Annotated in this window: 22 protein-coding genes and 1 pseudogene; 8 read left to right on the top strand and 15 right to left on the bottom strand. The window is 71.4% G+C overall.

The features are described 5' to 3' along the window. Positions 1–6 precede the first annotated feature (6 nt). Positions 7–1,158: an alpha-hydroxy acid oxidase gene (locus tag H4F90_RS10770; RefSeq protein ID WP_182664376.1), complete on the top strand. Its 1,152-nt coding sequence runs from the start codon at positions 7–9 to the stop codon at positions 1,156–1,158. A 9-nt stretch (positions 1,159–1,167) separates the two neighbouring features. On the opposite strand, the gene H4F90_RS10775 is transcribed toward H4F90_RS10770, so the two are convergent. After that, on the bottom strand, positions 1,168–2,166 hold the full coding sequence (locus H4F90_RS10775; RefSeq protein ID WP_220486136.1) for a LysR substrate-binding domain-containing protein: 999 nt from the start codon (positions 2,164–2,166) through the stop codon (positions 1,168–1,170). 392 nt (positions 2,167–2,558) lie between these two features. On the opposite strand from H4F90_RS10775, the gene H4F90_RS10780 reads away from it, so the two are divergent. Beyond that, positions 2,559–2,843 (top strand): CopG family transcriptional regulator, encoded by a 285-nt coding sequence (locus tag H4F90_RS10780; RefSeq protein WP_182664379.1) that lies wholly within the window; start codon positions 2,559–2,561, stop codon positions 2,841–2,843. A gap of 53 nt (positions 2,844–2,896) precedes the next feature. Here the strand turns inward: H4F90_RS10780 and H4F90_RS15760 are convergent. Together H4F90_RS15760 and H4F90_RS10790 are read right to left on the bottom strand one after the other, a co-directional pair. Then, positions 2,897–3,142: pseudogene (locus H4F90_RS15760) on the bottom strand (dienelactone hydrolase family protein); the annotation flags it as partial. Positions 3,143–3,169: 27 nt separating this feature from the next. Beyond that, positions 3,170–3,472 (bottom strand): putative quinol monooxygenase, encoded by a 303-nt coding sequence (locus H4F90_RS10790; protein WP_182664380.1) that lies wholly within the window; start codon positions 3,470–3,472, stop codon positions 3,170–3,172. Positions 3,473–3,581: 109 nt separating this feature from the next. Here H4F90_RS10790 and H4F90_RS10795 point away from each other — a divergent pair, with 109 nt between their 5' ends. After that, complete coding sequence (locus H4F90_RS10795) at positions 3,582–4,544, top strand: GlxA family transcriptional regulator (protein WP_182664382.1); 963 nt, start codon at positions 3,582–3,584, stop codon at positions 4,542–4,544. Positions 4,545–4,847: 303 nt separating this feature from the next. Here H4F90_RS10795 and guaA read toward each other — a convergent pair whose 3' ends face one another. The 5 genes from guaA to H4F90_RS10820 all read right to left on the bottom strand — a co-directional run bounded on the left by guaA (position 4,848) and on the right by H4F90_RS10820 (position 10,148). Then, positions 4,848–6,455 (bottom strand): glutamine-hydrolyzing GMP synthase, encoded by a 1,608-nt coding sequence (guaA, locus tag H4F90_RS10800; protein WP_182664384.1) that lies wholly within the window; start codon positions 6,453–6,455, stop codon positions 4,848–4,850. A gap of 36 nt (positions 6,456–6,491) precedes the next feature. Next, entirely contained in the window at positions 6,492–7,739 is a 1,248-nt protein-coding gene (locus H4F90_RS10805) for an MFS transporter (RefSeq protein ID WP_328700906.1), read from the bottom strand. A gap of 94 nt (positions 7,740–7,833) precedes the next feature. After that, the gene (gene guaB / locus H4F90_RS10810; protein WP_182664386.1) at positions 7,834–9,306 is read right to left on the bottom strand and encodes an IMP dehydrogenase; all 1,473 of its coding nucleotides are present in this window, start codon (positions 9,304–9,306) and stop codon (positions 7,834–7,836) included. Between the two features lie 70 nt (positions 9,307–9,376). Next, positions 9,377–9,685 carry an RnfH family protein gene (locus H4F90_RS10815; RefSeq protein WP_182664388.1) on the bottom strand — a complete coding sequence of 103 codons (309 nt, stop codon included), beginning with the start codon at positions 9,683–9,685 and terminating at the stop codon, positions 9,377–9,379. Next, entirely contained in the window at positions 9,672–10,148 is a 477-nt protein-coding gene (locus H4F90_RS10820; protein ID WP_182664390.1) for a type II toxin-antitoxin system RatA family toxin, read from the bottom strand. Before H4F90_RS10820 ends, H4F90_RS10815 begins: the two co-directional genes overlap by 14 nt. A 42-nt stretch (positions 10,149–10,190) precedes the next feature. Here H4F90_RS10820 and smpB point away from each other — a divergent pair, with 42 nt between their 5' ends. Continuing rightward, the gene (smpB, locus tag H4F90_RS10825) at positions 10,191–10,679 is read left to right on the top strand and encodes an SsrA-binding protein SmpB (RefSeq protein ID WP_235972148.1); all 489 of its coding nucleotides are present in this window, start codon (positions 10,191–10,193) and stop codon (positions 10,677–10,679) included. 66 nt (positions 10,680–10,745) lie between these two features. Here smpB and H4F90_RS10830 read toward each other — a convergent pair whose 3' ends face one another. The 3 genes from H4F90_RS10830 to rimO are packed head-to-tail and all read right to left on the bottom strand — an operon-like array spanning position 10,746 to position 14,599. Beyond that, positions 10,746–11,906 carry an acyltransferase family protein gene (locus H4F90_RS10830; RefSeq protein ID WP_182664394.1) on the bottom strand — a complete coding sequence of 387 codons (1,161 nt, stop codon included), beginning with the start codon at positions 11,904–11,906 and terminating at the stop codon, positions 10,746–10,748. Next, positions 11,903–13,156: a PLP-dependent transferase gene (locus H4F90_RS10835; RefSeq protein ID WP_182664396.1), complete on the bottom strand. Its 1,254-nt coding sequence runs from the start codon at positions 13,154–13,156 to the stop codon at positions 11,903–11,905. The genes H4F90_RS10830 and H4F90_RS10835 overlap by 4 nt, the downstream gene beginning before the upstream one ends. Before the next feature lie 36 nt (positions 13,157–13,192). After that, positions 13,193–14,599, bottom strand: a complete 1,407-nt coding sequence (gene rimO, locus H4F90_RS10840) for a 30S ribosomal protein S12 methylthiotransferase RimO (RefSeq protein WP_182664398.1) — start codon at positions 14,597–14,599, stop codon at positions 13,193–13,195. Positions 14,600–14,811: 212 nt separating this feature from the next. Between rimO and H4F90_RS10845 the strand changes: the two genes are divergently transcribed. Continuing rightward, a complete protein-coding gene (locus H4F90_RS10845; protein WP_182664400.1) occupies positions 14,812–15,333 on the top strand; it encodes an SRPBCC family protein in 522 nt (173 codons plus the stop codon). 10 nt (positions 15,334–15,343) lie between these two features. Here H4F90_RS10845 and phaR read toward each other — a convergent pair whose 3' ends face one another. The 4 genes from phaR to H4F90_RS10865 form a co-directional block, all read right to left on the bottom strand. Beyond that, positions 15,344–15,982, bottom strand: coding sequence for a polyhydroxyalkanoate synthesis repressor PhaR (gene phaR / locus H4F90_RS10850; RefSeq protein ID WP_182664402.1), 639 nt, complete (start codon positions 15,980–15,982; stop codon positions 15,344–15,346). Between the two features lie 67 nt (positions 15,983–16,049). Next, positions 16,050–17,282, bottom strand: coding sequence for an ABC transporter permease (locus tag H4F90_RS10855; RefSeq protein ID WP_182664404.1), 1,233 nt, complete (start codon positions 17,280–17,282; stop codon positions 16,050–16,052). Continuing rightward, complete coding sequence (locus H4F90_RS10860) at positions 17,279–18,004, bottom strand: ABC transporter ATP-binding protein (protein ID WP_182664406.1); 726 nt, start codon at positions 18,002–18,004, stop codon at positions 17,279–17,281. The genes H4F90_RS10855 and H4F90_RS10860 overlap by 4 nt, the downstream gene beginning before the upstream one ends. A gap of 8 nt (positions 18,005–18,012) precedes the next feature. After that, positions 18,013–19,440 carry an efflux RND transporter periplasmic adaptor subunit gene (locus tag H4F90_RS10865; protein ID WP_182664407.1) on the bottom strand — a complete coding sequence of 476 codons (1,428 nt, stop codon included), beginning with the start codon at positions 19,438–19,440 and terminating at the stop codon, positions 18,013–18,015. A 199-nt stretch (positions 19,441–19,639) separates the two neighbouring features. On the opposite strand from H4F90_RS10865, the gene H4F90_RS10870 reads away from it, so the two are divergent. Genes H4F90_RS10870 through H4F90_RS10880 form a run of 3 tightly spaced genes read left to right on the top strand, consistent with a single transcriptional unit; the run spans position 19,640 to position 24,743 of the window. Continuing rightward, positions 19,640–20,350 (top strand): TetR/AcrR family transcriptional regulator, encoded by a 711-nt coding sequence (locus tag H4F90_RS10870; protein WP_235972149.1) that lies wholly within the window; start codon positions 19,640–19,642, stop codon positions 20,348–20,350. A 35-nt stretch (positions 20,351–20,385) separates the two neighbouring features. Continuing rightward, on the top strand, positions 20,386–21,564 hold the full coding sequence (locus H4F90_RS10875) for an efflux RND transporter periplasmic adaptor subunit (protein WP_182664409.1): 1,179 nt from the start codon (positions 20,386–20,388) through the stop codon (positions 21,562–21,564). Between the two features lie 2 nt (positions 21,565–21,566). Further along, positions 21,567–24,743, top strand: coding sequence for an efflux RND transporter permease subunit (locus H4F90_RS10880; protein WP_182664411.1), 3,177 nt, complete (start codon positions 21,567–21,569; stop codon positions 24,741–24,743). Positions 24,744–24,780 lie beyond the last annotated feature (37 nt).

The following is a 24,780-nucleotide window of genomic DNA, read 5'->3' on the forward strand; positions in this document are numbered from 1 at the left end:
CAGCGCATGCGTCTGAACGATTGCCACAACCTGCGCGATTTCCGCGAGCTGGCGCGCCGCCGGCTGCCGGGCCCCATCTTCAACTACATCGACGGCGGCGCCGACGACGAGAGCACCACCCGTCGCAACACCGCGGCCTTCGAAGCCTGCGACCTCGTGCCCAGCGTGCTGCGCGGGGTGAAGGAGGTGGACCTGTCGGTCACGGTGATGGGGCAGAAGCTGGCGCTGCCCTTCTACTGCTCGCCCACTGCGCTGCAGCGCCTCTTCCACCACCGCGGCGAGCACGCGGTCGCCGCGGCGGCAGCCGGCTGCGGCACGATGTTCGGCGTGTCCTCGCTGGGCACGGTGAGCCTGGAGGAGCTGCGCCGCAAGCACGCCACGCCGCAGGTCTACCAGTTCTATTTCCACAAGGACCGCGGCCTCAACCGGGCCATGCTCGAGCGGGCCAAGGCCGCCGGGGTCAATGTGATGATGCTGACGGTGGACAGCATCACCGGCGGCAACCGCGAACGGGACAAGCGCACCGGCTTCTCCATTCCCTTCCGGCTCACCTTGACGGGCATGGTGCAGTTCGCGCTCAAGCCGATGTGGGGCATCAACTACCTCGCCCACGAGCGCTTCCGCCTGCCGCAGCTTGACGGGCACGTCGACATGGGCGGCGGCAGCATGTCCATCGGCCGCTACTTCACCGAGATGCTCGACCCCTCGATGAACTGGGACGATGTGGCCGAGATGGTGAAGCTGTGGAACGGGCCGTTCTGCCTGAAGGGTGTGATGTCGCCTGCCGATGCGCGGCGCGCGGCCGACATCGGCTGCAACGGCGTGATCGTCTCCAACCACGGGGGGCGCCAGCTGGACGGCTCGCGCTCGGCCTTCGATGGCCTGGCCGAGGTCGTCGACGCCGCCGGCGATCGTCTCGACGTGATGATGGATGGCGGCGTCATGCGCGGCACCCATGTGCTCAAGGCCCTGTCCCTGGGTGCCAAGGCGGTCGGCATCGGCCGCGCCTACCTCTACCCGCTGGCGGCCGCCGGGCAGCCGGGTGTGGAGCGCGCCCTCCATCTGCTGCGCGACGAGCTGGAGCGCAGCATGAAGCTCATGGGGTGCACCTCGGTGGCCCAGCTGTCGCGGGCGAATCTGCGGCTGCGCCCGGCCTGAGCGTCCGGCTCATGCGAAGGCCGCCCTCAGCCACGCCAGGAAAGCTGCGACCTCCGGACGTTGCGCGTGCTCATGCTGCACCAGGGCGTAGTAGGTGCTGGCTGCCGGCACCCCGATGCCGAACAGCGGCTGCAACTGTCCGCTCTCGGTCCATCGCTCGGCGACCCGCCTTGTGCACAGGGCGACACCCAGGCCGCTGGCCGCCGCCTCCAGCAGGATCCCCAGGTCGGTGAAGCTCGGGCCGCGTGCGGGTTCGGGCCAGCTCAGGCCGGCCGCCACAAACCAGGGCCGCCACGGCAGGAGCGGGCTGCGCAAGAGATCGGCCCGCTTCAGGTCCTGCGCTTGCACCAGGGCCCGCTTGCTGACATAGGTCGGCGTGGTCAGGGCCACCGTCTCGTCCTCGAAGAGCTTGATGCTCATTCGCTCGTCGAAGCGGCCCGAACCGAAGCGGATGTCGATGTCGCGGCGCTCGGGTTTGTCCTGCATCGGCGCCTCCACCGCGACCTCGATCTCGATGTCGGGCCGATGGCGGTAGAAATCCGGCAGCCGGGGGATCAGCAGGTTGCGTGCAAAGGTCGGCGGAGCGCCTACACGCAGGCGCAGCTCAGGCGGCTCCTCGTCGCGAGCCAGTGGCGCCAGCTTGTCGAAGGCTTCGTGCACCTTGCCGAGATAGCGCTGGCCTGCCGCACTCAAGCGAACCCCGGTGGGCGATCGGTCGAACAGCAGCTCGCCCAGCTGCGATTCAAGCTGCCGGATGCGATGGCTCACTGCGCTGGGCGTGACGCACAACTCGGCGGCGGCCTGCGCGAAGCCGCCCAGCCGCGCCGCGCTCTCGAACGCCAGCAGCGCGTGAATTGGCGGCAGTCGCCTGGGGTGCGCCATCTCACTCCTTCGTGGCTTCAGAGGATCGCCCTCGCCCGCAGAAGCGCCGGATGCTAACTGCCCCGGGATCCGCGCTGACAGCGAGCCGCTCGCCACAGGTCCTCCCGCGCAGCGGCCCGGAAACATCTCAATCCAGCACCGGGACGGCGCTGAATCGCGCAGCACGTTCCGAGCTCACTCCCACTCTATTGTCAACAGGCGGGTAGCGCTCATAGGTGTGAACGAACCTTTGTCGGCCGCAAACAGGGCCGATACCGACATTTCTACCGTCGCTGAACGGAGCTCAGGTGCACCGATCTTATGACCTTCGGCGATGAAGCCCGCGAAGTTGCCGCCTTGAGGGCAGAAGCAGCGCATCGCGGGCAGGGCTGACGGTATCCGAAACAGGGTTGCCCGCTTCGATGACGGTATCGGCAAAAGGTGGGTGACGGTATCGCAGCGGCCCGTGTCACCTCGGCGCTTCGTTCAAGGCCCGCAGCACGTTTGTACTACGTTGCCACATTGTCGCGGAGCACTGCATGCGCACGACCACCCTCCTCTTGGAAGAGCAGCTTCAGGCCCGCATTGCGGCTGCGGCTGAACGCGAAGGCAAGACCGCTCACGCATTCATGGCCGAAGCCATCGCGCGCGCCGTCGAGCGATCGGAGTCCGACGACGAGTTCCAGCGCAATTCCGAAGAACGCCTGGCCGAGTTGCAAGAGACCGGCAAGTCGGTTTGCTTCGACGAGGCGCGGGCGTACTTCGAGGCCACAGCGCAGGGCCAGCGCCCTGCCCGCCCCTCGGCACGCCAGCTGTCCGGCTGACGCGCGAAGGCGTGCCTTGTCGGGCGGTTACAGGGCGCGTTGCCGTTGTGGCGGGCGTAGACCCAGGCCGTGCGGCCGCCCCAGCAGTAGCCCACTAGGCCGGTGCGCTTGGCGTCGGCGTGGCCGCTGGCGCGTGCAAAGGCAAGGGTGGCGTCGAGGTCGGCGCAGACCTGGGCGTCGGGCACCTTGGACACCACCTGCGACAGGATGGCCGGGATGTCGGTCATCCTCGACACATCGCCCTGGCGGGCGAACATCTCGGGCGCGATGGCGAAGTAGCCCATCTTGGCGTAGCGGCGGTGCGTGCGGTGCTGGGTGCCGACTTATCAGCCCGGCAACTTCGCCGCCAGCAGATCGATTTTCTCGATGATTGGCGGCGTGCTCAGCAGCGCAGCGGCGTTGGCCATCAATGCGGTGGCGATGGCGCCGTGCAGGTGGGCCTCGCGCCCGGCCTCGTCGGCAAAGGCGTCAAACACGCCGAAGGTCGAGGGGCCGAACTTCAAGGCAAACCAGGCGGTGGTGCCCGACTCCGCGTTGGCGAGCGGCAGCGCGCCGGCCAGGAATTCGGCAACCGCGGCCTCCTGGCCGGGTTTGGCTTCGAGACGGACGAACAGGGCGAACTTGGTCATGGCGTGATCCTTGGTCTTTACGGGTGGGTGTTTCACGGAGCCCGTAGCCTAAGCGGTGTCGGCGATTTCCACGAGGGGCAGGAAAGACAATATTGATATCATTTCTGCCATGCGAATTCACCTGCTTGTCTTGGATGGCGTGTTCGACCTGGGCTTGGCGGCCCTGACCGACACACTCAGCACGGCCAACGCACTGGCGGGCTCGCTCGAACAGCCGCCAGCGCCTATCGAGGTCACGCTGGTCGGCGTGCGGCGCCGCGTGCGCACGGCGCAAGGTCTGACAGTGCCCGTGGTGCCAGTGCACGGTGTGCAGAACCCCGACGTCGTGCTCATGCCCGCGCTTGGCGCCAAGATGCCGGACACGCTCGCGGCGCGGCTGGCATGTGCGGACGTGGCCGACGCGGTCGTCGCGTTGCAGCAGTGGTCCGGCGCCGGAGCGGCGGTCGGTGCCGCCTGCACCGGCACCTTCTTGCTGGCGGAGAGCGCGCTGCTCGACGGTCAACGCGCCACGACCTCATGGTGGCTGGCGCCGATGTTTCGGCAGCGCTATCCGCGCGTGCTGCTCGATGATTCCCGCATGCTCGTGAACTCGGCCGGCTTCACTACGGCCGGTGCCGCCTTGGCGCACCTTGATCTGGCGTTGAGCATCGTGCGCAGCTGCAGCCCGACGCTGGCGGCGCTGGCTGCGCGATACCTGCTGGTCGAGGCACGCGGCTCGCAAGCTGAGTTCGTGATCCCCGATCACCTCGCCCATGCCGACCCGGTGGTCCAGCGCTTCGAGGGCTGGGCCCGACGGCAGCTCGCGCACGGGTTCTCGCTGGCCGAGGCGGCCGTCGCAACAGGGACCAGCGAGCGCACATTGGCGCGACGCCTGCAGGGCGTGTTGGGTAGGTCACCACTGTCGTATTTCCAGGATCTGCGCGTCGAGCGTGCTGTTCATCTGCTGCGCACCAGCACCGACAGCGTCGACCAGATCGCCGCGCAGATCGGCTACTCCGACGGCGTGACCCTGCGCGCCTTGTTGCGACGCAAGCTGGGCCGCGGCGTGCGGGAGTTACGCGCCGGCGGCTGATCGGATTTGCACTGGGCCGCCCGCCGGAGCATTGAACCGCCCAGGAGCAGTCGTCTCCCAATGCCTGCTCCTGGCCGATTGCGGGCGCCCAGTAATGAACTTCTCTACCCGGACAGGCAGTGCCCTCCGGCTTCACAGCGCGCCCTCGGCGACCTTTCGTACCGTCAGTTCGAATTCCCGATGGGCCTTGCGAGCGTCCCAGAGGGTCCCGTAGCTGCTCGCGCCGGGGTGTCAACAATGCGACCCCGAATTATCAACGAACGATTGCAAGTCGTTGATTTTTAAATATTTTTTGACGACCCGTCATTCCCACTCAATCGTCGCCGGCGGCTTGCTGCTCACGTCGTAGGTCACGCGGTTGATGCCGCGGACCTCGTTGATGATGCGGCTGCTGACGCGCTTCAGCAGGCTGTAGGGCAGCTCGGCCCAGTCGGCGGTCATGAAGTCGCTGGTCTGCACGGCACGCAGCGCCACGACGTAGTCGTAGGTGCGGCCGTCGCCCATCACGCCCACGCTCTTGACGGGCAGGAAGACGGTGAAGGCCTGGCTGGTCAGGGCGTACCAGCTCTTGCCGGTGGCCGGGTCGATCGTGGCGCGCAGCTCCTCGATGAAGATGGCGTCGGCGCGGCGCAGCAGCTCGGCGTAGTTCTTCTTCACTTCGCCGAGGATGCGCACGCCCAGGCCGGGGCCGGGGAAGGGATGGCGGTCGACCATCTCGGGCGGCAGGCCCAGGGCCACGCCCAGGGCGCGCACCTCGTCCTTGAACAGTTCGCGCAGCGGCTCCAGCAGCTTGAGGCCGAGCTGCTCGGGCAGGCCGCCGACGTTGTGGTGGCTCTTGATGGTGGTGGCCTTCTTGGTCTTGGTGCCGCCGCTTTCCACCACGTCGGGGTAGATGGTGCCCTGGGCCAGGAACGTCGCGCCTTTGTGGCCCGCACCACCCGCCTTGAGCTTGGCCGCCTCGGCCTTGAAGACGTCGACGAAGAGGCCGCCGATGATCTTGCGCTTGCGTTCGGGGTCGGTGACGCCGGCCAGCGCGCCGAGGAACATCTCGCTCGCATCGACGCGGATCACCTTGGCGTGCAGCTTGCCGGCGAACATCTCCATCACGGCATCGCCTTCGTGCAGGCGCAGCAGACCGTGGTCGACGAAGACGCAGGTGAGCTGGTCGCCGATGGCGCGGTGGATCAGCGCGGCGGCCACGCTGGAATCGACGCCGCCCGACAGGCCGAGGATGACCTCCTCGTCGCCGACCTGTTCGCGGATGCGGGCCACGGCCTCGGCGATGTAGTCGCCCATGATCCAGTCGCCCTGGCAGCCGCAGATCTCGCGCACGAAGCGGCGGAAGATGGCCTCGCCCTGCTTGGTGTGGGTGACTTCGGGGTGGAACTGCACGGCGTAGAGGCCGCGCGCCTCGTCGGCCATGCCGGCGATCGGGCAACTGGGCGTGCTGGCCATCAGCTTGAAGCCGGGCGGCAGCTCGGTGACCTTGTCGCCGTGGCTCATCCAGACTTCCAGCATGCCGTGGCCTTCGGGCGTGGCGAAGTCCTGGAGGCCGTCGAAGAGCTTGGTGTGGCCGCGGGCACGGACCTGGGCGTAGCCGAACTCGCGGCTGTCGCTCCACTCGACCTTGCCGCCGAGCTGCACGGCCATGGTCTGCATGCCGTAGCAGATGCCGAGCACCGGCACGCCGGCGTCCCACACGGCCTGCGGCGCGCGCAGCTGGTGGTCCTCGTAGGTGCTGGCGTGGCTGCCCGACAGGATGATGCCCTTGGCGCCGAAGGCCTGGATGAAGTCGTCGCCGACGTCGTTGGGGTGGATTTCGCAATACACCGCCGCCTCGCGCACGCGCCGGGCGATCAGCTGCGTGACCTGCGAGCCGAAGTCGAGGATGAGGATCTTGTCGTGCTGCATGGCGTCGGGCCGGCGGGGGTGGATCGGGGAAGGGGTTCAGGCGGCGGCCGAAGCCACGGCCTGGCGCTGGGCGCGGAAGTGCCGCCAGGCGAGGAAGGCGCCCAGGGCCTGCGCAAGCGCGCAGAAGAAGAAGGGCAGGCCGATGCGCCAGTCGCCGGGCGGCAGGTGCGAGACCAGGCCCAGCAGGCTGGCGCCGATCATCGGCGCGATGACGGCCATCAGGCTTTGCAGGGACGCGACGGCACCCAGGGTCTGGCCCTGGCTGCGCGCATCGGCGGCGTTGGAGACGATGCTCTGCAGGGCCGTGGTGGCGGTGAAGCCCAGCACGTTGAAGCCGATGACGGCGTACATCATCCAGCCCTCCGTGGCCGCGCCCCACAGGGCATAGGCGCAGGCCGAGGAGACCAGGCCCAGCACGGCCAGGCGTGGCGCGGCCCAGCGCTTGAGCAGCGGCCGCATCAGGCCGCCCTGCACCAGGGTGGCCATCAGGCCCACGGCGAACAGCGACCAGCCGTTCTCCCGGGGCCCCCAGCCGAACTTGAACTGCGTGTACAGCACCCAGGTGCTGTGCATGGTGAACTGCACCAGGCTCGCCAGGCCCAGGGTGGCGACCAGCGGGCCCACGCCTTCCAGCGCGCCCAGGCGCCGCAGCGCGGCCACCGGGTTGGCACGCGACCAGGCGAAAGGCTGGCGGCGTTCGGCCGGCAGCGATTCGGGCAGCACGAAGAGGCCGTAGAGGCTGTTGGCCACGGCCAGGCCGCCGGCCACCCAGAAGGGCAGGTGCAGGTCGATGTCACCCAGCAGGCCGCCCATCACGGGGCCGAGGATGAAGCCCAGGCCGAACATGGCGCCGAGCAGGCCGAAGCGCTTGGCCTTCTCCTCGGGCGAGGAGATGTCGGCCACATAGGCCTGGGCGACGGCGGCATTGGCCTGCATCGCACCGCTGACCAGACGCACGACGAGCAGCACCGCCAGCGAGGGCGCCAGCGCGCTGCCGAAGAAGCTGATGGCCAGGCCGGCGAAGCCCAGCAGCATCACCGGCCGGCGGCCGTGGCGGTCGGACAGGGCGCCCAGCACCGGCGCGCCGAAGAAATTGGCCAGGCCGAAGGCCAGGCTGATCGCGCCGAACCAGAAGGCCTGGTCGGCCTGGCTGCCGGTGTAGAGCCCCACCAGCGGCGGCAGCACCGGCACGATCAGGCCGATCGACACCATGTCGATCAGCACCGCGATCAGGATGAAGGGCATGGCCGCACGGCGTGGCGCGGCGGGGGCAGGGGCGCTCAAGGGGCTGGGCTCGGGACGGGGGGCGGACGAGGCCGCCTTCAAACGACGCCGCCCGGCCGGGGCCGGGCGGGTTGCGAGGGCGGGGGTCGCCGGCTCACTCCATGCGGTAGTTCGGCGCTTCCTTGGTGATCTGCACGTCGTGGACATGGCTCTCGCGCATGCCCGCCGAGGTGATCTCGACGAAGGCGGCTTCCTCGCGCATGGCTTCGATGCTGGCGCAGCCGCAGTAGCCCAGCGAGGCGCGCAGGCCGCCCGCCATCTGGTGGACGATGCCGAGCATCGAGCCCTTGTAGGGCACGCGGCCTTCGATGCCCTCGGGCACCAGCTTGTCCGCGTTCGGGTTGCTGTTGCCGTCGGTTTCCTGGAAGTAGCGGTCGGCCGAACCGGCCTTCATGGCACCGATGGAGCCCATGCCGCGGTAGCTCTTGTAGCTGCGGCCCTGGAACAGCACGATCTCGCCCGGCGCCTCTTCGGTGCCGGCGAACATGCCGCCCATCATCACGGTGTGCGCACCGGCGGCGATGGCCTTGGCGATGTCACCCGAGTAGCGGATGCCACCGTCGGCGATCAGCGGCACGCCCGAGCCCTTGAGCGCGCTGGCCACGTTGTCGATGGCGGTGATCTGCGGCACGCCGACGCCGGCGACGATGCGGGTGGTGCAGATCGAGCCCGGGCCGATGCCGACCTTCACGCCGTCCGCCCCCGCTTCCACCAGGGCCAGCGCGGCGGCGCCGGTGGCGATGTTGCCGCCGATGACGTCCACCTGCGGGAAGTTCTGCTTCACCCAGCGCACGCGGTCGATCACGCCCTTGCTGTGACCGTGGGCGGTGTCCACCACGATGGCATCGACGCCGGCCTTGACCAGCAGCTCGACGCGCTCCTCGGTGCCCTCGCCCACGCCGACGGCGGCGCCCACGCGCAGCTTGCCCTGCGCATCGCGCGCGGCGTTCGGGAAGCTGGTCTGCTTGGTGATGTCCTTCACCGTGAAGAGGCCGCGCAGCTCGGCGTCTTCGTTGAGCACCAGCACGCGCTCCAGCTTGTGCTGGTGCATCAGGGCCTTGGCCTCGGCCAGCGAAGCGCCTTCCTTGACGGTGATCAGGCGCTCGCGCGGGGTCATGATCTCGCGCACGGGCGCGTCGAGGCGGGTCTCGAAGCGCAGGTCGCGGCCGGTGACGATGCCGACCACCCGGCCGTTCTCGACGACGGGGAAGCCCGAGATGCCGTGCTGGCGCGACAGCTCGATCACGTCCCGCACGCGCACGCCGGGGGCGATGGTGATGGGGTCGCGCAGCAGGCCGGATTCATAGCGCTTGACGCGCAGCACCTCGGCCGCCTGTTGCTTGGGGCTGAGGTTCTTGTGGACGATGCCGATGCCGCCTTCCTGCGCGATCGCGATCGCGAGGCGGGCTTCGGTCACCGTGTCCATCGCCGCGGAAACCAGCGGCAGGTTCAGCGCGATGTTGCGGGTCAGCTTGGTCGCGAGCGAGGCGTCGCGCGGCAGGACCTGCGAGAAGGCGGGCACCAGCAACACATCGTCGAAGGTGAGCGCTTTGCCGAGTAGGCGCATGGGAAAACTCCGGACCCAAAAAAAGATTATAGAAAGTCCGGCCACGCCGCCCCCGGCGGGCCCTTCGGGCTCAGCCGCGGCGGCGGGGGCCCTGGGCGCGGTAGCGCTGGCGGCGGGCCTCCTTGGGATCGACGCGCAGCGGGCGGTAGAGCTCCAGCCGGTCGCCGGCCCGCAGGGCCTGGTCCAGTCCGCAGGCCTTGCCCCAGATGCCCATGGCCGCAGGGTCGCCCGGCAGATCGGCCGCCCGCGCCCGGGCGGCCTGCAGGGCCTGCCGCACCGTGCTGCCCGACGGCAGGTGCAGCGACAGGCGCTGCACCTCGCCGGCCCGGGGGCTCCAGACCAGCTCGACCGCCAGGGCCTCGGTCTCAGCGGGGACCATGCACCTGCTCGGCCCGCTGCACGAAGGCATCGACGAAGGTTGCGGCGATGCGGTCGAAGACCGGGCTGACGACCAGCTCCAGCGCCTTGCTGCTGAAGGCGTAGCGCAGCTCGAAGTCGATGCGGCAGGCGCTGGGCGGCGGCGCGATCGCATGGTCGTCGGCCGAGGCCGGCGTGCCCAGGGGCGTGAAATCCCAGCGGCCTTCGAGCACCGAGAAGGGCCCGTCGACCAGGGCCATGGTCAGGCTGCGGTCCGGCGCGTGGGTGTTGCGGGTGCTGAAGGCATGCCGCACGCCGTGGTAGTTCAGGTGCAGTCGGGCGGTGACGCCGTCCTCGTGGCGGGCCAGGGTCTCGGCGCGCTCGCACCAGGGCAGGAAGCGCGGATAGGCCTCGACGTCGGTGACCAGCGCATACATCTCGTGCGCCGAGTACCAAAGCAGGACGGACTTGCGGACATGCTTCATAGAATGGCCGATTCTAGGGAGCCCCTTGCCGGGCCCGTCACGATGGCCGCCGCAAGCAACAAGATCGCCGAGAACAAGAAAGCCCGCTTCAACTACCTGATCGAGGAGTCGCACGAGACCGGGGTGGTGCTGGAGGGCTGGGAGGTCAAGGCGATCCGCGCCGGCCAGGTGCAGCTGACCGATGGCTATGTGGTGATCAAGGACGGCGAGCTCTTCCTGATCGGCTGCCGCATCAATCCGCTGCGCACGGCCTCCACCCACGTGCATCCGCAGGCCGACCGCACCAAGAAGCTGCTGATGCACAAGGACGAGATCCGCCGCCTGATCGGCAAGGTCGAGCAGAAAGGCTTCACCCTCGTCCCGCTGGAGCTGTACTACAAGGCCGGCCGCGTGAAGTGCGCGGTGGCCCTGGCCAAGGGCAAGGCCCAGCACGACAAGCGCGAGACCGAGAAGACCCGCGACTGGGAGCGCGAGAAAGGCCGCCTGATGCGGCACAAGGTCTCGTCCAACGGCAGCGCGGCCAAGGGCTGAGGCCCCGGGTCAGCCCCGCTGGTCCCGCCGGCCCCGCGGCGGCCGAGGCCGTCTCCGGTCCGGATCTCAGGCCGGCCGCGGCACGGCCAGATGCCGCCCGATCCAGCGCAGGCCCGGCTGCTCGACGTGGCGGTGGAAGCGCGGTGCCAGGGCCAGGCTCAGGCCCCAGACCGCCAGAAGCCCCAGGGCATGCGTGCCGGCGGCCCGGTCGGGCACCCAGCGCTCGAAGGCCGCGCCGACCAGCATCAGCACCGGGTAGTGGACGAGGAAGAGCGCATAGCTGGCGCCCGACTGCTCGGCCAGCCAGCGGCCCAGCCGGCGGCCGCGCGCCAGGCCGGCCCCGGCGCGTCGCCGTGCGCGGTCCGCCAGCAGGCGCAGCGCCGGCGCCAGCACCAGCAGCAGGGCCACGGCGGCGGCCAGGGCCAGTCGGCTGCGGAAGTCCAGCCACAGCGCCAGGGCGACGCCGCCGGCCAGCAGGCTCAGGCCCATCTGCCGGCCGCGCGAGGCCCGCAGCTCCGGCCCCCACCAGGCTGCCAGCACGCCCAGGCCGTAGGCGCCGAGGAAGTAGGGCGCGGCCACGTCCCAGTCGCTGTCGCGGTTGAAGACCAGCAGCGAGGCCAGGGTGCCGGCGGCGATCAGCAGCGGCGCGGCGGCCGGTCGCCAGGCCCCGGCCGGGGCGCGCGCGGCCCAGGCCGCATCCAGCTTCGCCCCCAGGCCGACGGCCGCCAGCAGCAGGGCGTAGAGCTGGAGATCGATGGCCACGTACCAGACGCCGGCCGACTGCGCCTCCACGCCCAGCAGGTCCTGCAGCATCAGGAGGTGGATCAGCACCTCGTCCGGCGTCGCGGTCGGTGGCAGGTGGTCCAGATCGGCCAGGCGCCGCGCGACGGCCGCGCACGCCAGGGCCAGCATCAAGGTGACGGCCAGCGGCCAGCCCAGGCGCAGGTAGCGCAGCAGCAGGCGCCGCGCGAGCGTCGGCCCGCCCGGGGCCAGCCGTCCGCCTGGCGCCAGGCCCTGGGCCGCCAGCGCGCCCCCGACGACGAGGAAGACCTGCACCGCCAGCCGCGCGTTCTCGGCCAGCCAGGCGATCAGCGCCGGGGCCAGGCGGGCCGCGTGATCCGACATCGGCCCGTAGAAGGCCAGGTGGTGCAGCACGATGAGCTGGGCCGCCCCCACCTTCAGCGCATCGATCAGGGGGGCGCGGGCAGCGGTGGGCTTGGCCTTCACCGGGCTGCGCAGACCAGGGCCTGGTCGACGTCGGCGATCAGGTCGGCCACGTCTTCCAGGCCGATGCACAGCCGCACCAGCGGGCCGCGGAAGGGCGAGCCGGCCGGGCGGATCTGCGTCGGCTCATAGGGCACGGCCAGGCTGACCGGCCCGCCCCAGGAGTAGCCGATGCGGAAGTGGCGCAGGGCCTCGACGAAGCGTTCGGCGCGGCGCGGGCCCTCGGCCGCCTCGGGGGCGAACTCCAGCGTCAGCAGGCCGGCCGCGGCGCGGCACAGGGCCGCCCAGTGGGCATGGCCGGGGCTGTCCGGCCGGGCCGGGTGCAGCACGCGGCGGATCAGGCTGCCGGGCGTGGCGGCCTGCGCCGCGCAGTGCGCCGCCAGGGCGCGGGCGGCCGCGTCCTGGGCGGCGTAGCGCAGCGGCAGGCTGGGCAGGCCGCGGAGCACGGCCTCCACATCGTTGGCGCCCACGCCCAGGCCGAGACGGCCATGGGCCGCGGCCAGGCGGGCATGCAGGCCGGCGTCGCGGCAGGCGAGGGAGCCCATCAGCAGGTCGCCGCCGCCGGCCGGGTATTTGGTGAGCGCATGCACGCTCAGGTCCACGCCCAGGGGCTGGCCGTCCGGGCCCGTGCCCAGGGCGAAGGCGTCGAAGGCCAGACCGGCGCCCCAGGTGTTGTCCAGCGCGATCACGGCCTGCGGCGCCAGGCGCCGCGCCGTGGCCACCAGGCCGCGCAGGTCGGGGAATTCCAGCGTCACCGAGCCGGCCGCCTCCAGCCAGATCAGCCGCGTCGAAGGCCCCAGCAGGCGGCCGAAGGCCTCGGCATCGAGCGGGTCGTACGTGAGGGTGTTGATGCCCCAGCGCCTGAGCTCATGCTCGGCCAGGTTGCGGCTGGGTGCGTAGACGTTGTCTGGCAGCAGCAGGGTGTCGCCGGGGCCGAGCAGGGCCTGGTCGACCAGCGCGATCGCGGCCAGGCCGCTGGGCGCCAGCAGCACGTGGGACGCGCCCTCCAGCGTGGCCAGGCGGGCTTCCAGCGTGAAGCTGGTCGGCGTGCCATGCAGGCCGTAGGTGTAGCCGGACTTGTCGGCCCAGCGGGTCGAGCGCATGGCCGCCACGCTGTCGAAGAAGACGGTGGAGGCCTTGGCCACCGGCACGGCCGGCGCGTCGAAGCCGGCCGGCGCGCGGTAGGGGTGGTGGATCAGGCGGGTCGCCGGGCCGGGCGCGGGGCCTTCGGGCGGCAGGGTGTCGTCAGCCATGGGAGGGCAGGCTCAGGGGCCGAGGCCGGACCGGGCTCAGACGATCTCGCCGACCAGGTCGTGCCCGCGGGTGGACACGATGCGGGCCTTCACGAAATCGCCGACCTTGTAGGTCTTGCTGGCCTTGGCCGGCGGCAGCAGGTGGACCACGCCGTCGATCTCCGGCGCATCGGCATACGTGCGGCCCAGGCCGCCCTGCTTGCCCAGGGCCTTGGCCTGGTCGACCAGCACCTGCATGGTGGCCCCGACGCGGGCCTGCAGCTTGGCGGCGGAGACGGCTTCGGCCACGGCCATGAAGCGGGCGCGGCGCGCCTCGCGCAGGGCGTCCGGCAGCGCGCCGGGCAGGGCATTGGCCGCGGCGCCGGTCACGGGCGAGTAGGCGAAGCAGCCGGCGCGGTCGATCTGCGCCTCCTGCAGGAAGTCCAGCAGGTGCTGGAACTCGGCCTCGGTCTCGCCGGGGAAGCCGGCGATGAAGGTCGAGCGCACGATCAGCTCGGGGCAGGCCTCGCGCCACTTCTGCAGGCGCTCCAGGTTGCGCTCGCCGCTGGCCGGGCGCTTCATGCGCTTGAGCACGTCCGGATGGCTGTGCTGGAAGGGCACGTCCAGGTAGGGCAGCACGCGGCCGCCGGCCATCAGCGGCACCACCTCGTCGACATGCGGGTAGGGGTAGACGTAGTGCAGCCGCACCCAGGCACCAAACGGTTCGGCCAGCAGGCCCAACTGCTCGACCAGGTCGTGCAGCCGGGTCTTGACCGGCTTGCCGTCCCAGAAGCCGGTGCGGTACTTCAGGTCCACGCCATAGGCCGAGGTGTCCTGGCTGACGACCAGCAGCTCCTTCACCCCGCTCTCGAACAGGGCGCGGGCTTCGTTGAGCACGTCGCCGATCGGGCGGCTGACCAGGTCGCCGCGCATGCTGGGGATGATGCAGAAGGTGCAGCGGTGGTTGCAGCCCTCGCTGATCTTCAGGTAGGCGTAGTGCTTGGGCGTGAGCTTGATGCCTTGCGGCGGCACCAGGTCCACGAAGGGATCGTGCGGCTTGGGCAGGTGGGCGTGGACGGCGTCCAGCACCTCGTCGGTGGCGTGCGGGCCGGTGACGGCCAGCACCTTGGGATGCACCTGCTGCACTAGGTTGCCGCCATCGTCGGCGGCCTTGGCGCCGAGGCAGCCGGTGACCACCACCTTGCCGTTCTCGGCCAGGGCTTCGCCAATGGCGTCCAGGCTTTCCTGCACGGCCGCGTCGATGAAGCCACAGGTGTTGACGATGACCAGGTCCGCGCCCGCATAGCTCTTGCTGGTGCGGTAGCCCTCGGCCGAAAGCCGGGTCAGGATCAGCTCGGCATCGGTCAGGGCCTTGGGGCAGCCGAGGCTGACGAAGCCGATGGTCGGCGTCGGGCCGGCCACGAGGGCCGGGGTGGGGGCGAGGGGGGCGTCGGCATCAGGCATCAGGGGATTTTCGCCGAGGCGGGCGCTCCGTCCCGCCGCGCAGCCTGCGGCCTGCGGCCGACCGGGTCTCCGGGTTGATCCCGAGACCGTGCGGGAAAGTCTCCTGCGCCGGCCGGCCCGCAGCTTTCGCGGGACCGCTTAGATTGGCGCTGGCCCGGCCGCCGCGGCGCCCGGGCCCCGTCCCCCACCCCCGAATGCCCTGCGAGATGCCGATGAAACGCACCCGTGCCGTGATGCTGCTGTCGATGCTGGTCCTGCCCTGGTGGGTCCAGGCCGCGGTCGACGAAACCATCCGCTACAAGGACTCGATCGAGATCCAGGCCCCGATCGAGGCGGTCTGGCGCCGCGCCGGCAATTTCGGCGACCTTGGCTGGCATCCCGCCGTGGGCAAGACGGAGATCACCGCCGGCACGAACAACCAGGTCGGCGCCGCGCGCCGCATCACCCTGAAGGACGGCGGCACGATCGACGAGCTGCTGACCGAGTACGACGAGGCGGCCTTCAGCCTGCGCTACAAGATCACCGAGGGCGTCCTGCCGGTGCGCGACTACGCCGCCACGCTGAGCCTGAAGGCGGTCGACGGCAAGACCGTCGTCACCTGGCGCAGCACCTTCAAGCGCAAGGACCCGGGCAAGGCCCCGGCCGCCGGCCAGGATGACGACAGCGCGAAAGCTGCGATCGCCGGCGTGTTCAAGGCCGGTCTCGAAAACCTCAAGGCCCTGAGCGAGCGCTGAGCCGCCGCCTTCAGCGCCCGCTGCCGCCGGGCGCGCCGGGGAAGCGGCCGCCGAACAGGGTTTCGGTCTGCTTCTGCATCTGTTCCTGCATCTGCTGGAACAGGGTCTTGGACGAGTCCATATAGGGACCCATCAGCTGCTGCACCAGCGGGTTCTGCAGGTTCATAAAGGGCGCCCAGGCCTCGGCGCCGGGCGGCTGGCCCCCGCTGCGCAGCTGCTCGGCAAAGCGGTTCTGCAGCTCGACGAAGGACTGCATGGTCTGTTCGAGGTAACTGCCCATCAGGCCCTGCATGGTGTGGCCGTAGTAGCGGATCACCTGGGCCAGCATCTGCTCGCTGAACATGGGCAGGCCGCCCGATTCCTCTTCCAGGATGATCTGCAGCAGGATGCTGCGGGTCAGGTCCTCGCCGGTCTTGGCATCGCGAACGACGAAGCGCTCGTGGTCGAGCACCATCTGCTTCACGTCGGCCAGCGTGATGTAGCCGCTGACGCGGGTGTCGTAGAGCCGGCGATTCGGGTACTTCTTGAGCACCCGCAGATCGCCGGCGGCGGTCTCGGCGCCGGGGGCCTCGGCCTCGGGCGGCAGGCCGTCCTCGCCCGGCTCGTCGTCGGGGCGTGCGGTGCTGCGGGCTTTGCGCGTGGTCGCCATGCGGCTCTCCTCAGGGTGGCGGCCGATTATGGGATGGGCCGGGTCCGGCCCCCGGGACGCCGGCGGCTCATTCGTGGCGCAGGGCCTCGATCGGCAGCAGGGCCGCCGCGCGCCGCGCCGGGTAGTAGCCGAAGAACATGCCGACGGCCGCCGAGAAGCCGACTGCCAGCAGCACCGGCCCGGCGCCCAGCACGATCGGCCAGTCGGCCAGCCGGCCGATCAGCAGGCTCGCCCCGGCACCGATGAGGATGCCGGCCGCGCCGCCGGCCAGGCTCAGCACCACCGCCTCGATCAGGAACTGCGCCAGGATGTCCCGGCTGCGCGCGCCCACGGCCATGCGCAGGCCGATCTCGCGGGTGCGCTCGGTCACGCTGACCAGCATGATGTTCATGATGCCGATGCCGCCCACCAGCAGGCTCACGCCGGCCACCGCGGCCAGCATCAGCGTCATCACCCGGCCGGCGGCCTGTTCGGCCTCCAGCACTTCGCTGAGGTTGCGCAGCACGAAGCTGTCGGGTTCGCCGGGCTGCAGCTTGTAGCGCTGGCGAAGCAGGCTGGCGATCTCCTGTTGAACGGGCTCGAAGCCCCAGCCGTCCTGCACCTTCACGCTGATCACGTAGACGCGCTTCTGCGGTCCGGCCAGCCAGCGGTGGATGCGGTTGCGGAAGGTCGAGATCGGCAGCAGCAGGGTGTCGTCCTGGTCGTCGCCGCTGGCGTTCTGGCCCTTGCGGTCGAGCACGCCGATGACCCGCATCGGCACCTGGTTCACGCGCACGCTGCGGCCCAGCGGCGACTCCTCGCCGAACAGCTCGCGCGCCACGGTGCGGCCGAGGATGGCGACCTTGGCCGAGCCGTTCATCTCGCCGACGTCGAACATCCGGCCCTCGGCCAGCGGCCAGTCGCGGGCTTCCAGGAAGCCGAAGCCGATGCCGTTCGCCCGGGTTGCCCAGTTGCTGTTGCCGGCCACCACCTGCACGGTGCCGGACACCGAGGGGCTGGCTTCGGCCACGCCCTGCACCTCGCGGGCGATCGCGCGGGCGTCGTCCTCGGTCAGGCGCGGACTGGTCGAGGCGCCGCCGCGCACCCCGCCGGTGTTGAGCGTGCCGGGCACGATCAGCAGCAGGTTCGCGCCGACCGCGCGGATGTTCTCGGCGACCCGGGCCTGCGCCCCGCCGCCGATGGCCACCAGGGTGATGACCGCGGCCACGCCGATCACGATGCCGAGCATCGTCAGCGCACTGCGCAGCCAGTTGGCATGCAGCGCACGCCAGGCGGCGCGGAAGGCGGCCCACAGGCTCATGGCCGGGCCTCCGCGGCGGCCGCGCGCGGCGGCAGCGCGCGGTCCTCCACCAGCCGGCCGTCGCGCACGACGATCAGGCGCTTCGCCCAGGCGGCGATGTCGGGCTCGTGCGTGACCAGCACCAGCGTGATGCCCTCGGCGTGGAGCTGGCTCAGCAGGCGCATGACCTCCTCGGAGGTCGTGCTGTCCAGCGCGCCGGTTGGCTCGTCGGCCAGCAGCATGCGGGGCTGGTTGACCAGCGCCCGCGCGATCGCGACCCGCTGCTGCTGGCCGCCGGAGAGCTGGGCCGGCGTGTGGTCCGCCCGTGCGCCCAGGCCGACCAGCTCCAGGCAGGCCCGCGCCCGCGCGCGCCGCGCGGCCGGCGCGACGCCGGCATAGACCAGCGGCAGTTCGACGTTCTCCAGCGCCGAGGTGCGCGGCAACAGATTGAACTGCTGGAACACGAAGCCGATGCGGCGGTTGCGCAGGGCGGCCAGCGCCTCGCCGGACATCCCTTCGACCGCCTCGCCCTCGAGCCGGTAACTGCCCTCGCTGGGCTGGTCGAGGGCGCCGAGGATGTTCATCAGCGTGCTCTTGCCCGAACCCGAGCTGCCCATGATCGCGACGAACTCGCCGGCCTCGATGTCCAGATCGACGCCGCGCAGCGCATGCACGGTCTGCTCCGCGCTGCCACCCGGCGGGCGGTAGACCTTGGTGACGCCACGCAGCGCGATCAGGGCCATGGCGTCGCTCAGAAGCGCACCCGCGGCGCCGCAGCCGGCTGCGGCGTCTTGGCCTGCTGGCCGCCGAAGAGCTGGTTCAGCAGGCCGGGCGCGGCCTCGGGCGCGGGCGGCGAGGCCACCAGCACCAGGTCGCCGGCCTGCAGCGGGGCCGGGGCGCCGGGCTCGACCTTGTCGGCCGGCAGCACCTCGGTGCTGCTGCCATCGCTCAGGCCCAGCCGCACCCGCAGCTCCTGCGGCGTGCCGTCGGGCAGCAGGCGCCAGACCCGGCCGCGGTTCAGGCCGCCGCGGCCGGCCTCGCCACCCGGCCGGCCGGCCCCTTCGGCGCGCCGGGCGTTGCGGGCCGGGCCGGGGGCCGAGGCGCCGGCCCCCGAGGCCGCCGCCGGCAGCAGCGCATCGGGCACCTTCACGCGCAGCGCGGCGTTCGGGATCTTGAGCGCGTCCTCGCGCCGGTCGGTCGCGATCCGCACATTGGCTGTCATGCCCGGCAGCAGGCGGCCGTCCGGGTTCGCGAAGCGCACCACCGCCGTGTAGGTGATCACGTTCTGCACGTTGGTGGCCGACTTGCGCACTTGCTCGACCACGCCCTCGTGCGTGAGATCGGGGTAGGTGTCGACGGTGAAGGTTGCGGTCTGGCCGGGCTGCACCCGGCCGATGTCGGCCTCGTCGACCGAGACCTCGACCTGCATGTCGCGCAGGTTGCGGGCGATGATGAAGAGCTCCGGCGCCTGCAGGCTGGCGGCCACCGTCTGGCCCACGCTGACGCTGCGCTTGATGACCACGCCATCGACCGGCGAGCGGATCACGGTGCGGCCCAGGTCGACCTCGGCCGAGGCCAGCACCGATTCGCGCTGGCGGATCGCCGCCCGTGCGCTCTCGGCCTGGGCCCGGGCGACACCGGTCTGGGCCTCGGCGGCGCGCGCCGCCTCGGCCTGGGTGGCGGCCAGGTTGCTGGCGGTGTCGAACTCCGCCGCCGAGATGAAACCCTGGTCGCGCAGGCCGCGGCGGCGGGCCAGGTCGCGCTCGGCGTTCTGCGCGTCGAGCCGTGCCCGCGCGGCATTGGCCGCGGCCGCCGCGACGCCGGCTTCGGCCGTGCCGGCCTGGGCCCGGGCGGCCTCCAGGTCGGCGCGGGCCTGCTGCACGCGCAGCTCGAAGGTCTTGGGGTCGATGCGGGCGATCACCTCGCCCTCGCGCACCTCGGTGTTGAAGTCGGCCCGCACCTCGGCCAGCTGGCCCGAGACCTGGCTGCCGACGTTCACCGACAGCACCGGATTGACCGTGCCGGTGGCCGAGACCACCGCCTCCAGCGGGCCGCGTTCGACCGCCGCGGTGCGCCAGTCCGTCACCGGTCCGCTGGGGCCGGGCCAGGCCCACCATGCGGCGGCCCCCACGGCGGCCAGCAGCAGCAAGCCCCCCCCTTTCGCAGTCCAGCTCCTCATGCGCGGCCTTCTTTCATCGTCGGCTCATTCTAGGAAGGGCTCCGGACCCGCCTGCTGCGCTTGACCCTGCGCCGCCCTGGGCCGCAAGTCCGCCGGTTTGACCCGGGCGCCCCCGCAGGGCACCATACTGACCAAGAAGTCAGTAAACCGTCAGCCATCGGCCGCCTCCCGCGGCGGCTGCCTGCGGTCCCCCGTCCCCATGAGCCTGTCCGCCGCCCCGTCCGCCGTCCCGCGGCCTGCTGCGCAGCGGGCCGTCGAGGGCATGCCGGCCCGCCAGCGGCGCAAGGCTGCCCGTCCTCAGGAGCTGCTCGACGCGGCCCTGGGCCTGTTCGTCGAGAAGGGCTTCGCCGCCACCCGCACCGAAGAGGTGGCCGAACGGGCCGGCGTGTCCAAGGGCACGCTCTACCTCTACTACCCCAGCAAGGAAGATCTGCTGAAGGCGGTGATCGCGCAGAACATCTCGCGCGAGATCGCCGAAAGCATGGATCGCGTCGCCCAGCACCAGGGCGGCAGCGCCGAGCTGCTGCGCCAGATGCTGCGCGAGTGGTGGGCCAATGCCGGCGAAGCCAGCTGCGGCGGCATCTGCCGCCTGATGATGTCCGAGGCCGGCAACTTCCCCGCGCTGGCCAGCTACTACGAAGCCGAGGTGATCGAGCCGGCCCGCCGGCTCTGGCGGGCCGTGCTGGAGCGGGGCATCGCGCGGGGCGAGTTCCGCCCCATGCCGCTCGACAGCACGGTGGCCGCGCTGATGGCGCCGATGCTTTTCCTGGTCATGCAGCAGCACACCGCCACCAGCTGCCCGCAGCTGGCTTCGCCGGTCGATCCCGCCGAGGTCGTCGAACGCATTGCCGATCTGGTGCTGGACGGCCTGCGGGCCCCGGCGGCCGCGTCCCGGGTGCGCCGGGCGTGAGCGCCGCATCGTCTGGCCGCGCCGGCCTGCGGCGCATGGGATGGCGCGCGGGCGCGGCCGGTCTCGTTCCGGCGCTGGGCTTGCTGCTGGCCGCCTGCCGTCCCGCGCCCCCGGCCGAGGCCCCGCCCGCGGCCGCCTCGGCCCCGCCCGCGGCCGTGCTGCGTCTGCAACCCGGCGACTGGGTCGAGGCCCGGCCGCGCGAGCTGGTCCGCAGCCTCGACGTGGCCGGGCCGCTGCAGGCCGTCGACACCGCGCTGGTCAAGGCCCGGCTGGCCGGTGAGCTGCTGCGCCTGGAGGTGCGCGAGGGCGACGCCGTGCGTGCCGGCCAGGTGATCGGCCGCATCGACGACCGCGACAGCCGCCTGCGCCTGCGCCAGGCCGAGGAGCAGGCCGGCCAGGCCGCCGCGCAGCTGCAGATCGCCGAGACCACGCTGGAGAGCAATCGCGCGCTGGTCGGCCAGGGCTTCATCTCGCGCAATGCGCTCGACACCTCGGTGGCCAACGCGGCGGCGGCCCGTGCCGCGCTGCAGGCCGCCCGTGCCGCCGCCGACCTGGCCCGCCGCCAGCTGGAGGATGCGGTGCTGCGTGCGCCGATCGGCGGCCAGGTCTCGCAGCGCCTGGCCCAGCCGGGCGAGCGCCTGGCGCTGGACGCGCGGGTGGTCGAGATCGTCGACCTGCGCCGCATCGAGGCCGTGGTCGCCGTGCCGCCACAGGCCCTGCCCGAGCTGAAGCTGGGCGCGCCGGCCGTGCTGCAGGTCGAGGGCCTGCCGCAGCCGCTGCCGGCCCGGCTGGCCCGGTTGAATCCCTCGGCCGACCCGGCCACCCGCTCGGCCGTGGCCTATCTCGCGCTCGCGCCGCATCCGGCGCTGCGCCATGGCCTGTTCGTCAACGGCCGGATCGAGCTGGCCCGCGAGACGGCCTTCGCGCTGCCGCTGTCGGCGCTGCGCACCGACCGCAGCCCGCCGCGCGTGCTGTGGATCGAGGGCGACCGCGTGGTCGAGGCCCAGGTCAAGACTGGCCGCCGCGGCCACGAGGGGGCGGCCGGCGGCGAGCCGCTGGTCGAGATCGTCGAGGGCCTGCCGCCTGCGCCGGTCGGCGCGCCGCTGCGGGTGCTGGCGGGCAGCGTGGGCGGCGTGCGCGAGGCCACGCCGGTGCGTTTCGAGGCCGCCCCCGCCGCGGCCAGCGCCCCCCAGAACGCCGCCGGAGCCCGCTGAGCATGTGGTTCACCCGCGTCTCCATCGCCAACCCGGTCCTCGCGACCATGGTGATGCTGGCGCTGGTGGTGCTGGGCCTGTTCGGCCTGCAGCGCCTGAAGGTCGACCAGTTCCCGGACATCGAGTTTCCGGTGGTCGTCGTGCAGATCGCCTACCCCGGCGCCTCGCCCGAGATCGTCGAGTCCGAGGTGACCGAGAAGGTCGAGGAGGCGGTCAACACCATCGCCGGCATCAATCTGCTGACCTCGCGCTCCTACGAGGGCCAGTCGGTCGTCATCATCCAGTTCAACCTGGACATCGAGAGCCGCCGCGCGGCCGAGGACGTGCGCGAGAAGGTGGCCGCACTGCGGCCGCGGCTGCGCGACGAGGTGGAGGAACCGCAGGTCACCCGCTTCGACCCGGCGAGCCGGCCGATCTACACCGTCGCGCTCACCTCGCCCGATGGCCGCCACCCGCCCGTCGCGCTCAGCAGCTACGCCGAGCAGACGCTGAAGAAGCGGCTCGAGAACGTGCGCGGCGTCGGGGCGGTCAGCCTGGTCGGCGCGGTGCAGCGCGAGGTGAACGTCTACCTGCGGCCCGAGGCCCTGGCCGCCCACGGCATCGGCATCGACACCGTGCTGCGCGTGGTCCGCACCGAGAACCGCGACCTGCCGGCCGGCACGGTGCGCTCGGCCACGCAGGAGCGGGTGCTGCAGGTGCGCGGCCGCCTGGCGCGGCCCGAGGACCTGCGCGAGCTGGTGGTCGGCCAGCAGAACGGCAAGGCGGTGCGCCTGGGCCAGGTGGCCGAGATCGCCGACGGCCCGCAGGAGCTGGAGACCCTGGCCCTCTACAACGGCCGCCGCACCCTGGCGCTGGAGGTGCTGAAGTCGCAGGGCGAGAACACGGTCGACGTCGTCGACGGTCTGGACCGCACGGTGCGCGAGCTGCAGGCCGAACTGCCGCCCGGCATGGCGCTGGAGGTGGTGCGCGACGGCGCGCGGCCGATCCGCGTGGCCGTGAAGAACGTGCGCCAGACCCTGCTGGAAGGGGCGCTGCTGACGGTCGGCATCGTCTTCCTCTTCCTCAACAGCTGGCGCTCGACGGTCATCACCGGCCTGGCGCTGCCGATCGCGCTGATCGGCACTTTTGCCTTCATGGCGGTGATGGGCTTCTCGATCAACATGATCACGCTGATGGCCATGAGCCTGAGCGTGGGCCTGCTGATCGACGATGCCATCGTCGTGCGCGAGAACATCGTCCGCCATGTTCAGATGGGCAAGGCCGCCCGGCCGGCCGCGCTGGACGGCACGGCCGAGATCGGCCTGGCGGTGCTGGCCACCACGCTGTCGATCGTGGCCGTCTTCCTGCCGGTCGGGCTGATGGGCGGCATCATCGGCAAGTTCTTCCACGAGTTCGGCCTGACCATCGTCGTGGCGGTGCTGATCTCGATGTTCGTCAGCTTCACGCTCGACCCGATGCTCTCCAGCGTCTGGCATGACCCGTCCATCCACCGCCTGCACGGCGAGGCCGCGCCGGCCGGACGCGGTGCCCGCCTGTATGCACAGACCCTGGGCCGCCTGACCGGCTGGATCGACCACGGCCTCGAACGCAGCGCCCACGGCTATGCCCGGCTGCTCGGCTGGTCGCTGCGGCACCGCCGCCTGACCCTGCTGGCCGCGCTCGGCAGCCTGCTGCTGGCCCTGGGCCTGCTGCCGCGCCTGGGCACCGAGTTCGTGCCACGTGCCGACTTCGGCGAGACCCAGGTCAGCTTCCACACCCCGCCCGGCACCGCGCTGGCGCTGACCGAGCAGCGCGCCCTGGCGGTGGAAGCGGCGCTGCGCAGCTTTCCGGAAGTCCGCCAGACCCTGATCACGCTCAACAGCGGCCAGGCCCAGGGCAGCCACCAGGCCACGGTGCTGGTGCGCCTGGTCGACCGCCACCTGCGCCAGCGCGGTGCGGACCAGCTGGCCGTGCCGATCCGCCGCAAGCTGGCCGAGATCGCCGGCATCACCGTCACCCAGGTCGGCCTGCTCGACGCCGTCGGCGGCACCAAGCCGATTTCGCTGTCGATCCAGGCCGACGACCTGGCCACGCTGCGCGAGCTCAACGCCCGCCTGCTGCCGGAGATCGCCCGCATTCCCGGCCTGGTCGATCTCGACAGCAGTCTGAAGGCCGACCGTCCGACCCTGGACCTTGACGTGCACCGCGAGGCCGCCGCCGACCTGGGCCTGTCGGTCGGCCAGCTGACCGACATGCTGCGCGGTCTGGTGGCCGGTGAGACCGTCGGCGACTGGCGCGCGCCCGACGGCCAGAGCTACGACCTGAAGGTGCGGCTGGCCCCCGAGGCCCGGGATGCCGCACAGGACTTCGCGCGGCTGCAGATCCCGATCGGCCGTGCCGCCGACGGCAGCCCGCGCCTGCTGCGCCTGGACCAGGTGGCCACGCTGCGCGAGGGGGTCGGCGCCAGCCAGATCAACCGCCGCGACCTCAAGCGCGAGGTCGAGATCACGGCCAATGTCTCCGGCCGTGCGCTCGGCGAGGTCTCGGCCGACCTGCGCCGGCTGATGGAGTACCAGACCCTGCCGCCCGGCGCACGCTGGCGCTTCGGCGGTGCGACCAAGGACATGCAGGAGAGCTTCGGCTACGCGATCGGCGCGCTGGTGATGGCGGTGATCTTCATCTACATGATCCTCGCCTCGCAGTTCCGCAGCTTCCTGCAGCCGCTGGCGCTGATGAGCTCGCTGCCCCTGACCCTGATTGGCGTGGTCGGCGCGCTGATGCTGTTCGGCTCGACGATGAACATGTTCTCCATCATCGGCATCGTGATGCTGATGGGCCTGGTCACGAAGAACGCGATCCTGCTGGTCGACTTCGCGAACCGCGCGCGCCGCGGCGAGGTGGCGGCCGACGGCGAGGCCCCGCGGCCCATGGGCCGGGACGAGGCCCTGCTGCTGGCCGCCCGCGTGCGGCTGCGGCCCATCCTGATGACCACGCTGGCCATGATCTTCGGCATGGTGCCGCTGGCCTTCGCGCTCAGCGAGGGGTCGGAGCAGCGCGCGCCGATGGGCCAGGCGGTGATCGGCGGGGTCATCACCTCCTCGCTGCTGACCCTGGTGGTCGTGCCGGTGGTCTACGTCTACCTCGACCGCCTGGGGGTCTGGGTCGGCCGGCGCCTGGGTGCGCCGGCGCCCGGCGCCTGACCCCTGACCCCCTGCGTCAGCGCGGCCGAAGAGCCGG

The organism is Aquariibacter albus, assembly GCF_014145335.1.
GTDB classification, from domain to species: Bacteria; Pseudomonadota; Gammaproteobacteria; order Burkholderiales; family Burkholderiaceae_C; genus Aquariibacter; species Aquariibacter albus.